At 29.8% G+C, this 13,608-nt stretch carries 11 protein-coding genes; 6 read left to right on the top strand and 5 right to left on the bottom strand.

The window, feature by feature from the left end; genetic code table 11:
* Positions 1-169: 169 nt before the first annotated feature.
* From G6N05_RS14405 to G6N05_RS14385, 5 genes are all read right to left on the bottom strand, one after another.
* Positions 170-622, bottom strand: coding sequence for a hypothetical protein (locus G6N05_RS14405; protein ID WP_166131256.1), 453 nt, complete (start codon positions 620-622; stop codon positions 170-172).
* A gap of 47 nt (positions 623-669) precedes the next feature.
* On the bottom strand, positions 670-1,119 hold the full coding sequence (locus G6N05_RS14400; protein ID WP_166131252.1) for a hypothetical protein: 450 nt from the start codon (positions 1,117-1,119) through the stop codon (positions 670-672).
* A gap of 105 nt (positions 1,120-1,224) precedes the next feature.
* Positions 1,225-3,015 carry a porin family protein gene (locus G6N05_RS14395; protein WP_205729770.1) on the bottom strand — a complete coding sequence of 597 codons (1,791 nt, stop codon included), beginning with the start codon at positions 3,013-3,015 and terminating at the stop codon, positions 1,225-1,227.
* A 59-nt stretch (positions 3,016-3,074) separates the two neighbouring features.
* A complete protein-coding gene (locus G6N05_RS14390) occupies positions 3,075-3,935 on the bottom strand; it encodes a hypothetical protein (RefSeq protein ID WP_166131248.1) in 861 nt (286 codons plus the stop codon).
* A 56-nt stretch (positions 3,936-3,991) separates the two neighbouring features.
* On the bottom strand, positions 3,992-7,003 hold the full coding sequence (locus tag G6N05_RS14385; protein ID WP_166131244.1) for a tetratricopeptide repeat protein: 3,012 nt from the start codon (positions 7,001-7,003) through the stop codon (positions 3,992-3,994).
* A 149-nt stretch (positions 7,004-7,152) separates the two neighbouring features.
* On the opposite strand from G6N05_RS14385, the gene G6N05_RS14380 reads away from it, so the two are divergent.
* The 6 genes from G6N05_RS14380 (at position 7,153) to G6N05_RS14355 (ending at position 13,518) form a co-directional block, all read left to right on the top strand.
* Positions 7,153-7,836: a cell division ATP-binding protein FtsE gene (locus tag G6N05_RS14380; RefSeq protein ID WP_166131240.1), complete on the top strand. Its 684-nt coding sequence runs from the start codon at positions 7,153-7,155 to the stop codon at positions 7,834-7,836.
* Between the two features lie 55 nt (positions 7,837-7,891).
* Positions 7,892-8,422, top strand: a complete 531-nt coding sequence (locus tag G6N05_RS14375) for a DUF4199 domain-containing protein (RefSeq protein WP_205729769.1) — start codon at positions 7,892-7,894, stop codon at positions 8,420-8,422.
* Positions 8,423-9,364: a glycosyltransferase family 2 protein gene (locus tag G6N05_RS14370; RefSeq protein WP_166131235.1), complete on the top strand. Its 942-nt coding sequence runs from the start codon at positions 8,423-8,425 to the stop codon at positions 9,362-9,364. It begins immediately after the preceding gene.
* Between the two features lie 95 nt (positions 9,365-9,459).
* Positions 9,460-9,957 carry an ORF6N domain-containing protein gene (locus G6N05_RS14365; protein ID WP_166131231.1) on the top strand — a complete coding sequence of 166 codons (498 nt, stop codon included), beginning with the start codon at positions 9,460-9,462 and terminating at the stop codon, positions 9,955-9,957.
* A gap of 4 nt (positions 9,958-9,961) precedes the next feature.
* Positions 9,962-11,689, top strand: a complete 1,728-nt coding sequence (locus tag G6N05_RS14360; RefSeq protein WP_166131228.1) for a phospho-sugar mutase — start codon at positions 9,962-9,964, stop codon at positions 11,687-11,689.
* Positions 11,689-13,518: an ABC transporter ATP-binding protein gene (locus G6N05_RS14355; RefSeq protein ID WP_166131224.1), complete on the top strand. Its 1,830-nt coding sequence runs from the start codon at positions 11,689-11,691 to the stop codon at positions 13,516-13,518. Before G6N05_RS14360 ends, G6N05_RS14355 begins: the two co-directional genes overlap by 1 nt.
* Positions 13,519-13,608: the final 90 nt, after the last annotated feature.

The following is a 13,608-nucleotide window of genomic DNA, read 5'->3' as shown; positions in this document are numbered from 1 at the left end:
AAAAAACGTATTTTGATTAAAATTTTAAACTAAAAATTGATATTTTAAATAAATATAAAACAAAAACAGAACAATAATGAAGATTTACTTAAAATTATAAAAATTAGCCCCGAAAGCACGAAATCGCAAAGTTTTGTATAGTAAAATGAGTTTAGCTAAAAGCTTGAAATTAAATAATCTCTAAAATTTTATAAATCACATTGTTTACAGGAAATTCAGAATTAATGGTTTTATGCATCAATTGAATTCCTAAAGGAGACTGTGGTGAAATGGCAAAAACTGCCTGATTATCAACAGTGATTTTAGGCAAAGCTGTACATACAAAAACGGTTAAATGATTGGTTTTTACCAAACTTCCTAAAACAACATTATCGGTAACTTGTTCCATATCTAATTTAGATAAAATAGCTTGTTGTTCTATCGCTTCTTTTAGTTTATTGGCAATTTTTTCTTGCTCAATATGGAGTTTAGATAAAGTAGTTTCGTGTTTATCACCAGCAGAAGATTTAGCATCATTCTGCGCGTCTTCTGTTAAAGAATTGATTAAATCCTGATAAATATCTATTTTATCTTGAAGTACTATTTGATATTGAGAAAGTATTTTTTGTTTGAAGTTTTGCATGGTTATTGGTACGCGGATTTTACAGATTGTGCGGATTTACTATGATTTTATTTTTCAATGATTTCTATTTCTTTAATTTTTTGAAGTAAAAATTCTATTTCTTCTGAATTTTCATTATAAGGTCTAAAAACTATATAATTATCTTTTATTTTTCTTTCTACAAAAAAATCCTTCAAGTAATTTGCTCCATTTTCTTTTTTCCCACACTCAACTATATAAAGATTTTTATCTTCTAAAAGAACAATATTACATTCTTTATAAATATCTTTAATTGATTTTTTATGAAGATATATACTCAAAACCTTCCCATTAAAAATAACATCATAATGATAGGCTTTATTATCATCATATAAAATTTTATCAACTTCGTATTTTTCTTTAATTTTCAACTTAAAATAAATATTCTCTTCCTGAAAAGAATATTTTTCAGAAACACCACAACTCATCAACAGAAAAGCGGAAACAACTGATAATATTATTTTAAAATATTTTTTCATAGAATATTATTTTTTGAGATATTTTCAGCATGACAAACTTTGCGGACAAAACTTTATAAAAAACCTTGCGGACCTTGCGAAAAACTTTGTGTCTTTGCGGTAAAACTAAAAATCAAACTTATAGCTCGCACCACCTAAAACCTGTACACCTTGCACTGGGAAATTTACCCAACGGTTATACTTTTGGTTCGCTAAGTTGTTTCCTTTTAAGAAAAAAGTCAGTCTTTTATTGTATTTGTAGCCCACGTTTGCATTCAAATCAAAATAACTATCTAAAGTTACTTTTTCTTGATTAAAAGTTGGAATGACTAATGTTTTATCTTGAACAGTAACTAAATCCATTCTTTCACCAACGAAGAATAATTGCATACCACCATACCATTTTTCTGTGAAATCGAGACTTAAAGTAGACTCTACTTTTAACTGTGGTAAATTATAGGCTTCGTCCAAATTTGAAGTCTTGAACGTATTATAAGTTCCGCTTAAAGCCAATGAAGCACTCTTAGAAAAATCGGCTTTAATTTCTCCAAAAAGACTTAATGTATTCAAATTATCATACACTACATTAAACGAATTTCCGTAATGATAACCTTGTTTTTCCACAATTGTTGAATCATAAACATTTGAAACAAAAAACGGCTTATTTTTTTCATTATTAATTCCACCACGAACGTTGAAAGAAACCGCATTCGCTAATTTCCCTTTCATTCCCACATAAATATCGTAAGAATTATCAGTTGGAGCAACATATAAAGTTGGTGATACGAACGGATTTCCATCTACAAAATCAGCATATGAATTTTGTTGTAAATTTCCTTCAGCACCAGCATAAGCAATCATTAAATCGCCTACTAAACGGTAAGAAGCTTTTACATTTGGATATACAAATAATTTTCCATCCGAAGCACCATTGAATTTATTAGAAGTATAAAATATTCCAGCTCCTAAATGCACAGAAAAATCGTCTTGTTGGTATAAAAAGCTAGGTTTTGTTCCGAAAATTACATTGCTGTATTTCATTTCGCCTTCGTTATAATAATCTTTTTTGAAATTCCCACCTACATAATCCACTACGAAAGAAGCTCTAACTTTGCTATCCATAACTTCGAAATCGAACGCTGGTTTTACAAAAAATCTATTTTCTCCAGAACCAAATTTATCCGAAAAACGTTTGAATTGCATTGAAGCATCATTAAACAATCCGTCGTTAAATTCCATTCTTCCACCAAGTGAAATCGTATTATAACTTTGTGTCGGTTGGATAGCATTGATAGTCGCATCATCAAAAATGATACTTTCTGGCAATCCGTACCAATTTACAACTTGATTTTTCGCACCTAAATCGACATTCCAATTCATGTCTTTAGTTCTACTTCCGTAAGTAAAATCTAAACCAGTAGTGTAATATTTATCTTCTAAAACTAATCCTTTTATGCCACCTTGCGAAGATAAATGACGTAACAATCCACCAACATAATCGGTTCTACTTAATTGATGTGCTATAAATACTTCCGCGTTTACCGTTCCATAATTTCCTGCACCAAGTGAAGCGTAATTTGAAAATCCTTTTTCTAGTTCTTCCTTATCCACATCAGCTGCTCTTCCTTTTGAAGGAACGAAAGTTGACGCTACCGGAAATGAAAAAATTTGATATTTAATTGGAATTTTTGGTTCCACTACTTCTTCTTCTACTGCTGGCGTTTCTTTTACTTTAAAAGCATCAGAAATTGTTGGCGTATAAGGTTTTACAATATTTACAACTTCACTACCAATGTTTTCGTCTTTCTTTTGAGAAAAACCAACTTGAATAGCTGAAAAGGCGATGATACTAAAAATTACTTTTTTACTCACACTAATTGTGTTGTTTTTTTGGTGTTCGTGAATCTTTGATTTCATATTTTATTTTTTTAACCGCAAAGACGCAAAGGTTTTCGCAAGGTTCGCAATGTTTTTTTTTAATTTACTACTTTTAATAGTTTGTCTAAATCTGGTAGATAATAATAACCTATTTCTCTATCAGAAGTAACATAGAATTTATCTCTTCTTTCAAAAAAATAAAATACTTTACTATTATTAATTTCTTCTAAACTATGATTCTTCAAAATTTCCCCATTATTATTAATGAAAAAGAATTGACTATTTGAATGAAAAATAACTAAACCTAAACTTGTTAATTCATTTGAAAAAAGCAAATTATCTTCTATAGAATATAAGGTTTCAATCATATCATTTTTTAAATAATAATACTTATTTTTTAACCAATAACATTGAAAAAATTCATCATGAAAAATCTCAATTTTTGAATTTAATAAACCAATATATTTCTCATTCAATTTTTGATTATTGATTGAATCAATAATTTTAGGATTTGTAACGATATGTGAGCCAACTTTCTGATTAGTTTCAACATCAAAATCATCTATTTTAAATTCTAATGATTTTAACTTTTTTCTATTCTTTATTGCAAATTCAACTATATTAATAAATTGTTCAATATCAATATTTGTATCTGTTATTTTAATTTTTAAATAATTTTCATTTCTGAATTTTCTGTATTCTAAAAAAACTTCATCATTTTCAGAATAATATCTTCTAATTTGATGATTATACTCTATTAGAATATCTTCGATATAATTTAATTCTTTTGCAACTTTATCAATTATCTGAACAATTACTTTTGTTTTATTAAACTCTCCATATTTAAACGCACTTCTCATATAAATTCTTGTATTACCGCAAGAATCTTGAGCAATAGCATCTTTATGAGCAAAACTCAAATTAAAAACAAAAAATAAAACAAATACTAAGTTCTTCATATATATTAATTTCCGCAAAACCTTTTAAACTTTTAAACCTCAATAAACTTTTAAACTTACTTTGTTACTGACGAATTCGTCTTAGCTTCTTCCGTTTTAATTTTATCTAATTCCGTTTGACATTCTGTAACTACATCTGGAAATTCTGTAAAATTATCGATGATACTTTGTAAAATTTCTGTGGCTTGGAAACTGTCTTTTAATCCGTAATAGTTTTTTGCCATTAAGAATAAACTTTTCGCACCGAAATATTTATAACCAGAATACGTACTTGAATATTTTTCAACCGCTTTGTTTGATGCTTCAAATTTTCCTTCTTTGTTTTTGAAATACGCATCGTAATACAAAGCTTCCGCAGCTAATTCCCCTTTTGCTATTTTCTGTAATTTCGCGTAAGCTTCTTTTGCTTTAACGTCATTATTTGTTTTTATTGCGGAACGTGCGATGATAATTTGTGCATCACTTTTAATTTTATCATCCATTTTTGGATTTTTCAATACTTTATCAGCATAAATCTCAGAATTTACAAAATCTTGTTTTTCGTAATAACACTTCATTAAATTAGCTTGTGCGAAAGTGGTATTTTGAGGAAATTCTGCAATCGCTTCTAATTGTTTTAATACAGAAATCGCTAAATCACAGTTTTTATCTTTCAAATGAATTTCTGATAATCGTACTAAAGCTTGTTCTGTAAATTCGTTTCGGGCTTGACCAATTACATAATCGTAATGTGGAATTGCGTTTTTCTCCAATTTATCAGCAAAATATAATTGTGCTAAATAGAAATGTACTTTTAAAGCGTGTAATCCATTTGGAAATTGCCCCAAATAACTGTTAAAACCATCAACCGCTTTTTTCGAACTATTAGCTAAATATTGTTTTTCTGCCGATTCGTACATGTCGTTATCCAATTCGGCATCCGTAACTTCTACGAAAGAAAGTGTTTTTACCCAAGCTGCATATTCCGCCACATTTCCGTTTGCTTTGTAAATACTTTTAGCAGTTTCAACGGCTTCTAAAGATTCTGGAGAATTTGGAAACTCAGCCACTACTTTTTTGAATTTTGTAATTGCCGCATCATCTTTATCCGTGTTGTAATAAATCAATCCTTGTTTTAAGATTGATTTGGCAACATACGCACTGTTTTTATTATTGTTGATTAAGTTATCGAATGTCGAAATCGCTTTATCGTTTTGCTCTTCAGCGGTGTACGTATTGGCTAATTCATACAAAGCATCATCCAAATACTGTGATGTTTTATAAGTTGTTACAAACTTGTTCAAATCTTCAATTTTCTTATCATTTTTATTCACAAATCCGTAGCTCATTCCTTTTTGGAAAGCTGCATAATCTGCATCAACACATTTTAGTTCAATCGCTTTATTGTAGGCATCCATTGCTGGCCAATACTTTGACGAAATGTAATTACAATCTGCCAAACGCAAATACGCATCTGTCAATCGGTTTTTATCCTCTTTTGAATTCGTAATATAAGTATTGAAATACGGAATGGCATTTTCATATTCTTTAATCTTAAAATAAGCATAAGCCAAGTTGTAATTCACCGTTTTGTTTTCTGGAGTTTCACTTGCCGAAGCGTTATTTAAAAATTGTTTGTAGGTTAAAACCGCTTCTGAAAATTGATCTAAACTGTATTCGCATTCCCCTTTCCAAAAAGTAGCTCTTGCAGTTATTTTTTGATCTTTATTTTCCGTTAACGATTTTTTAAATAACACATAAGCATCTTGATATTTTCCATCAGTATAAACTTCCAAACCTCTATAAAAAGCCACTTTTTGATACGCGGCTTTGTTTTCTGGAGTTTTATTTTTTTCCAATAAAACCAATGCTTCGGTATAATTTTTTGATGTGATGTACGAATTAATCAATAAACTTTTTAATTCTGGATTATTCAAATTCGCTGGATATTTATCCATAAATGCTTTCAGAATTTCTGGAGTTGAAACATAAGGATTTCCAATTTCGTAACTCAATTTCGTATAATTTAACGCGGCATCTTCTTGAATTTTAGTATCAAAAGTCATTTCCGAAGCCGTTTTGAAAGCGTTTAAAGCTTGTTGTTTTTTATCGGTATTCAAATAACTTTCTGCTAAATGATAATACGCATTTTGCGCTACAAAATCGTTTCCTTCAATAATTTTATTGAATTGCGTTATCGCTTTTTCGTACTCTTTTTGTTGGTAAAAAGCGTAACCTAACTGATAATAATCGGTATTCGTCCATTTTCCGTTTTTACCTCTGTAGGCTTGTAAATAAGGTAATGCTTTGTCGTATTTTTTTAAATTGAAATAACTTTCTCCAATAATTTTAGATAATTCACTTTTTTCTAAAGCGGAAGATTTTTTCAATTGTGGTTCTCCTAAATCGATAGCTTTTTGAAAATTTCCTAATTTGAAATTCATATCTGCCTGAAAGTAACCCATTTTTTCTTTGTACTTGTCTTGGTCAGAAACTTGTCCGAAAAGTTCATTCGCTTCTTCGTATTTATCTCCTTCGTAAGCCAAATACCCCAAATAATATTTTGCTTGGTTTCCGTATTCCTTAGAATTCGCAACTTTATTTAAATATTTCGAAGCGTCTTTATTATTTTTAGTGGAAAAACTCGCATAACCGCGTTGAAAATTTGCTTTTTCAAAATCGGCTGCAGATAAATCTGGTTCGTGAATGTTTTCGTACCATTTTAACGATTGTGTATAATTTCCTTCTGCAAAATAATATTGTGCCACTTCCAAATAAGCCGAATTTCTTTTCGTACTTGTTGGATGATTTTCTATAAAAGCTTCCATCAAAGCATCTGCACCAGATTGATTGATTTTTATTGCACAATTTGCAATGTAATAATCACAATCAGATATTATTTCTTCTGAAATTGCCGTACTTTTTACCTTATCGAATAAAATTTGTGAAGCTTGAAATTGATTCTCTTTGTATAATTGAACTGCTTTATTGAAGTCTTGGTTTTGTCCTAAATAAACTGCAGATTGCTGAGCAATAGCGCTTTGAGAAATAAAAAGCAATAATAAGGATAACTTGGTTAAAATATTCATAGTAATATTCTTTATTTAAGTTCAAATATATCAAATCGATATGACTATAAACGCTAAAATTATCTTAATTATTGTAATTGAAATTATTTAGTTCAATAATTTTGTTTAGCCGTGAAATGTTTATATTTTTACACATTAATTAAGTAATTATGAGCCAAACGATTTTATCACTAAAAAACGTTTCTATATATCAAGAAAACAATTTAATATTATCTGATATTAATTTAGAAGTTCAAAAAGGAGAATTTTTATATTTTATTGGAAAAACAGGTTCTGGTAAAAGTAGTATTATGAAAGTACTTTATGCCGATTTACCTTTAAAAGAAGGAGAAGGAACTATAGTTGATTACGATTTAAACACACTTAAAGAAAAAGATATTCCTTATTTAAGAAGAAAAATTGGAATCGTTTTTCAAGATTTTAAATTATTATCTGATAGAAATATTAAAGAAAATCTACTTTTTGTTTTAAAAGCAACGGGTTGGGTTGATGCAGTTGAAATGGATAAACAAATTCAAGAAGTTTTAGACCGAGTTGGAATGGGAAATTTCGCCAGCAAAATGCCACATCAACTTTCTGGTGGTGAACAACAACGTGTTGCTATTGCAAGAGCTTTATTAAACGATCCCGAATTAATTTTAGCAGATGAACCATCAGGAAATTTAGATCCTCAAACGAGTATTGAAATTATGGAAGTTTTAAGAAAAATTAATGCTAACGGCAAAACTGTAATTATGGCTACTCATGATTATGCTTTATTACTAAAATATCCATCAAAAACCTTAAAATTTGAAGATGGTAAAGTTTTTGAAGTAGTACAAAAATCAGTGTAACATTTTTAACAAATTTTATACTAATAATACAAACTAACTAAAAACTAAAAAAATTATGAACGAAGCTATTAAAAAAAACGGAATTAAATTTGGAATTATCTCTGCAGTTATTTCAATTGTTTTAACTGTATTAATGTATGCTATTGACATTAATTTATTTGCCAATTCTTGGATTGGAATTGGAATGGTATTTTTCTATTTAGCACTTGGAATTTATGTTGTTTCAACAACAAAAAAAGAAATGGGTGGAACCATTAATTTTAAAGAAGCATTTACTGTTTACTTCTTATACTCGGTAATTGGTATCGTAATTGCAAATATCTTTAATTACATCTTATTTAATTTCATCGACCCATCTGCAAAAGAACAAATTTTAGAAATCACAATTAATAAAACAGTTGAAATGATGCAAAAATTTGATACTCCAAAAGATATCTTGAAAGAAACAATCAAAGGAATGAAAGAAAACGATCAATATTCAATTGCAAACATTATTAAAGGAAGCGCAATGGGAATTGTCTTTTCTTCAATAATCGGATTGATTATAGCAGCAATTATGAAAAGCAAAACAACATATAACGAATAAATGAATATATCACTAGTAATTCCCTTATTAAACGAACAAGAATCGTTACCAGAATTATCTAAATGGATTGAGAAAGTTATGACTAGTCATAACTTTTCTTATGAAGTATTGTTTATAGATGATGGTAGTACCGATGCGTCTTGGCAAACTATTTTAGACTTACAAAAAGACAATTCCAACATCAAAGGAATTAAGTTTTTACGTAATTATGGTAAAAGTCAAGCTTTGCATGCTGGTTTTGCAAAAGCCTTGGGAGCTGTAGTAATTACTATGGATGCCGACTTACAAGATAGTCCAGATGAGATTCCAGACTTGTACGATTTAGTTCAAAATCAAGGTTTTGATTTAATTTCCGGATGGAAGAAAAAACGCTACGATTCTGTCGTTTTTAAAAATATTCCATCTAAATTATTCAATTGGGCGGCAAGAAGAATTTCTGGTGTCAAACTAAACGATTTCAATTGCGGATTAAAAGCCTACAAAAATGTAGTGATTAAAAACATCGAAGTTTCTGGTGAAATGCACCGTTACATTCCTGTTTTAGCTAAAAATGCAGGTTTTGCAAAAATTGGAGAAAAAGTAGTCATTCATCAAGCTAGAAAATACGGAACATCAAAATTTGGTATCGATAGATTTGTAAACGGATTTTTAGATTTAATTACAATTTGGTTCATTTCAAAATTCGGAAAACGTCCTATGCACTTCTTCGGATTGCTTGGAAGTTTAATGTTTTTCATTGGATTGGTTTTAGCTTTATACATGGGAATTGACAAATTATTTTTTCATACAACTTCCCGTTTAATTACCAACAGACCAGAATTTTATATCGCATTAACCACAATGATTATTGGAACGCAATTATTCTTAGCTGGGTTTTTAGGAGAAATAATTTTACGCACCAAAAGCAACGAAGAACGCTACAAAATAGCGGAGACGTTATAGTTTTAAGGTCACAAATTGTGACCTTAGAAAATAATAAATCTTGAGGACGCAAATTGCGACCTCAAGATTAAAGAATAACTTAATTATACGCCAAAATGAACAATTTAGAGATTATTACGAATAAAATTCACATTATTCGTAATCAAAAAGTGATGTTAGATTATGATTTAGCAGCACTTTATGAAGTAGAAACAAGAGTTTTAAAACAATCAGTAAAAAGAAATATAGAAAGATTTCCAGAAGATTTTATGTTTGAATTAACTGAAAATGAAATTGAAATCGTGGTATCACAATTTGTGATACCATCTAAAAGTTTCTTAGGAGGTGCAAAACCTTTTGCTTTCACAGAACAAGGATTAGCAATGCTTTCAGGAGTTTTAAAATCAGAAAAAGCAATAAAAATAAATATTGCCATTATGCGAACTTTTGTGATTTTAAGAAATTCGCTTCTGAATTTAGAAGAAATAACTTCAAAAGTAAAAGAAATTGAAAACCAATTTCCTGAAATTTACAAAATTTTGAATTATTTAATGAACAAAGAAGATTTAAAAACAGAACAAGAAGACCGAACTATAATTGGTTATAAAAAATAAGATTATGCACATAGAACAAAATATATTAGATCAAGTTAACGAATGGCTTACGCCTACTTTCGACCAAAACACACAAGAAGAAATAAAAGATTTAATGACTTCCGACCCAAAAGGTTTAGAAGATGCTTTTTATAAAAACTTGGAGTTTGGAACTGGAGGAATGCGCGGTGTTATGGGTGTTGGAACCAATCGTATTAATAAATATACTTTAGGTAAAAACACGCAAGGCTTGTCTAATTATTTGAAAAAATGTTTTCCAAATGAAGATTTAAAAGTCGCTATTGCCTACGATTGTAGAAAAAACAGTGATACTTTAGCGAAAGTGGTGGCTGATATTTTTTCAGCGAATGGAATTAAAGTGTATTTATTTTCAGAAATGCGCCCTACTCCAGAATTATCTTTCGCTTTAAAACATTTAAATTGTCATTCTGGAATTGTGTTGACAGCTTCTCATAATCCACCAGAATACAATGGTTACAAAGTATATTGGCAAGATGGCGGACAAATTGTACCACCTCAAGATGGTGAAATTATTGCTGAAATAGAAGCATTAAAATATTCAGACATTAAGTTCTCAGCAAATGAAAGTTTAATCGAATACATCGATACTGAAATTGATGAAGCGTTTGTTAATTCAACTGTTGAGAATGCAAGTTTCAATACGCCAAAAGCAGCTAAAGAAAATTTAAATATTGTTTTTACACCTTTACACGGGACTTCTGTAAAATCGATTCCTGCCGTTTTAGCGAAAGCAGGTTATACGAATGTGAATATCGTTAAAGAACAAGAAACTCCTGATGGAAATTTCCCAACAGTAAAATCTCCAAATCCGGAAGAACCAGAAGCTTTAACAATGGCATTAGCTTTAGCAGATAAAGTAAATGCAGATATAGTTATTGGAACAGATCCTGATTCAGACCGATTAGGTGTAGCTGTTAGAGATAACGATGGAAAAATGATGTTGTTAAATGGAAACCAGTCTATGGTGGTAATGACAGCCTTTTTATTAGAACAATGGAAACGCGCTGATAAAATCACAGGTACAGAATTTATTGGTTCTACAATTGTTTCTACTCCAATGATGTTAGATTTAGCAAGTGCTTACGGAATTGAGTGTAAAGTAGGTTTAACAGGTTTTAAATGGATTGCAAAATTCATTAAAGACTTTCCAAATCAGAAATTTATTGGCGGTGGAGAAGAAAGTTTCGGATTTATGGTTGGTGATGCCGTTAGAGATAAAGATGCCGTTGCAGCCTGTTTATTAGTTTGCGAAATTGCTGCTCAAGCCAAAGCAGCCGGAAGCAGTTTATATAAAGAACTGATTAACTTATACTTAGATTTCGGATTTTATAAAGAACATTTAATATCTTTAACTAAAAAAGGTAAAGAAGGTTTAGCCGAAATCAACCAAATGATGGTAGATTTACGTGATAACCCAATGGAAACTATCAACGGTCAACGTGTAGTATGTATTGAAGATTACCAAAATAAAACTGCTCGCGATTTAATAAATAATGAAACTTTCGATTTAGATATTCCAAAATCGAACGTGTTAATTTATTATTTAGAAGATGGTACAAAAATTTGCGCCAGACCAAGTGGAACAGAACCAAAAATAAAATTCTACTTTAGTGTGAATGCTATTTTAGAAGAAGCAACCGATTTCGAAGAAGCAAATACATTTTTAGACACAAAAATTCAGAATATAATTACTGAAATGAAATTAAACTAATGGATCAGAATTTAAAAAAAATAATACCTTTTGCTTTAAAGTATAAGAGAAATGCCGTTTTAAACATCATTTTCAATGTTTTTTATGCTTTTTTCTCTACTATTTTAATGGTTTCATTAATACCAACTTTAGATGTTTTATTTGATAAAACTACAAAAGTTTTAACCAAACCAGTATATACAGGAATTGGTAGTATTAATAAATATGGTCAAGAATATTTAGGTTTTTACATTACAAAATTAAACGATGACTACGGGGCGCAATATGCGTTAATGTTAGTAGTCGGAATAGTAATTATTACAGCTCTTTTAAAAAATATTTTCAATTATTTGGCTTCTTTTCAAGTTACGATTCTTAGAAATGGTGTTTTAAGAGATTTACGTGAAAAATTATATGCTAAAATTATTCATTTGCCTATTTCCTTCTATTCCAATCAAAGAAAAGGTGATGTAATGACAAAAATGTTAGGTGATGTTGGTGAAGTTCAAAATTCATTTTTTCAAATTTTAGAATTAGTCGTTAGAGAACCTTTAACTATAGTGTTTTCAATTATTGCCATGTTAGCTATTAGTGTGAAATTGACTTTATTTGTTTTTGCTTTTATTCCAATTTCTGGATTTATTATTTCTAGAGTTGGAAAAAATTTGAAAGCAAAATCCGTAAGAGCACAACAAGAACAGGGTTTATTCATTTCTACTTTAGACGAAACCTTAACGGGATTAAAAGTGGTCAAAAGTTATAATGCGGAAGGTTCTTTCATTCAAAAGTTCAATGATTCTTTAGAAAGGTTATTGAAATTATCAACAAGTATCGCAAATAAAAACAACCTTGCCTCACCAATGAGTGAATTTTTAGGAATTGTTACTATTGCGGTTTTACTTTGGTTTGGAGGACATATGGTTTTAGTGGAACATACACTTAAAGGAACTGATTTCATTGGTTATATCGCTTTAGCATATACTATTTTAACTCCTGCAAAAGCAATTTCTAAAGCCTCTTATCAAGTAAAAAGTGGTTTAGCTGCAGCCGAAAGAGTTTTTACTTTATTAGAACAAGAAAATGTAGTGGTTAATAAACCAGATGCATTCGTAAAACATACTTTTGAGAAAGGAATTTCTGTAAAAAACATCAATTTTGCGTATCAAGAGGAAAATGTATTGAAAAACTTTTCTTTTGATGTGGAAAAAGGAAAAACAATTGCTTTAGTAGGACAATCGGGTTCTGGAAAAAGTACCATTGCGAATTTATTAACGCGTTTTTACGATATTAATGACGGTTCAATTACCGTTGATGGCGTAGAAGTTAGAGATTGGGATATGCATGCATTACGTGGCTTAATTGGTTTAGTTACACAAGATTCTATTTTGTTTAACGAATCGATTAAAAACAATATGTTAATTGGTAAGCCAAACGCAACCGATGAAGAAATTATTGATGCGTTAAAAATTGCGAATGCTTACGAGTTTGTGTCAACGCTTCCAAACGGAATTAATACAAATATTGGTGATGCTGGTGGAAAATTATCTGGTGGTCAAAAACAACGTTTATCTATTGCAAGAGCGGTTTTGAAAAATCCGCCAATTATGATTTTAGACGAAGCCACTTCTGCTTTAGATACAGAAAGTGAAAAATTGGTTCAAGATGCTTTAGAAAAAATGATGCAAAACAGAACTTCTATTGTAATTGCACACCGTTTATCAACCATTCAAAAAGCAGATAACATTATTGTAATGCAAAAAGGTGAAATTGTAGAGCAAGGTAAACATGCCGAATTGATTGCTAAAAATGGTACGTATGCGAGGTTAGTAGCTCTACAATCATTGGAATAATATTTTAGATAAAATAGATTTGTTAGAGAGTTAGAAAATTAGAGATTATAAAATAATTTTAAGTCAAAAAATCCAAAAAGTAAAAAAATC

Source organism: Flavobacterium bernardetii (assembly GCF_011305415.1).
GTDB lineage: Bacteria > Bacteroidota > Bacteroidia > Flavobacteriales > Flavobacteriaceae > Flavobacterium > Flavobacterium bernardetii.
The sequence above is the reverse complement of the archived record's forward strand: the minus strand, read 5'-3'. Positions and strand labels throughout refer to the sequence as shown.

Bases quoted from the DNA above. Each gene is read 5' to 3' on its own strand.
- G6N05_RS14405 (WP_166131256.1), bottom strand. From the start codon at position 622: ATGCAAAACTTCAAACAAAAAATACTTTCTCAATATCAAATAGTACTT.
- G6N05_RS14400 (WP_166131252.1), bottom strand. From the start codon at position 1,119: ATGAAAAAATATTTTAAAATAATATTATCAGTTGTTTCCGCTTTTCTG.
- G6N05_RS14395 (WP_205729770.1), bottom strand. From the start codon at position 3,015: ATGAAATCAAAGATTCACGAACACCAAAAAAACAACACAATTAGTGTG.
- G6N05_RS14390 (WP_166131248.1), bottom strand. From the start codon at position 3,935: ATGAAGAACTTAGTATTTGTTTTATTTTTTGTTTTTAATTTGAGTTTT.
- G6N05_RS14385 (WP_166131244.1), bottom strand. From the start codon at position 7,003: ATGAATATTTTAACCAAGTTATCCTTATTATTGCTTTTTATTTCTCAA.
- G6N05_RS14380 (WP_166131240.1), top strand. From the start codon at position 7,153: ATGAGCCAAACGATTTTATCACTAAAAAACGTTTCTATATATCAAGAA.
- G6N05_RS14375 (WP_205729769.1), top strand. From the start codon at position 7,892: ATGAACGAAGCTATTAAAAAAAACGGAATTAAATTTGGAATTATCTCT.
- G6N05_RS14370 (WP_166131235.1), top strand. From the start codon at position 8,423: ATGAATATATCACTAGTAATTCCCTTATTAAACGAACAAGAATCGTTA.
- G6N05_RS14365 (WP_166131231.1), top strand. From the start codon at position 9,460: ATGAACAATTTAGAGATTATTACGAATAAAATTCACATTATTCGTAAT.
- G6N05_RS14360 (WP_166131228.1), top strand. From the start codon at position 9,962: ATGCACATAGAACAAAATATATTAGATCAAGTTAACGAATGGCTTACG.
- G6N05_RS14355 (WP_166131224.1), top strand. From the start codon at position 11,689: ATGGATCAGAATTTAAAAAAAATAATACCTTTTGCTTTAAAGTATAAG.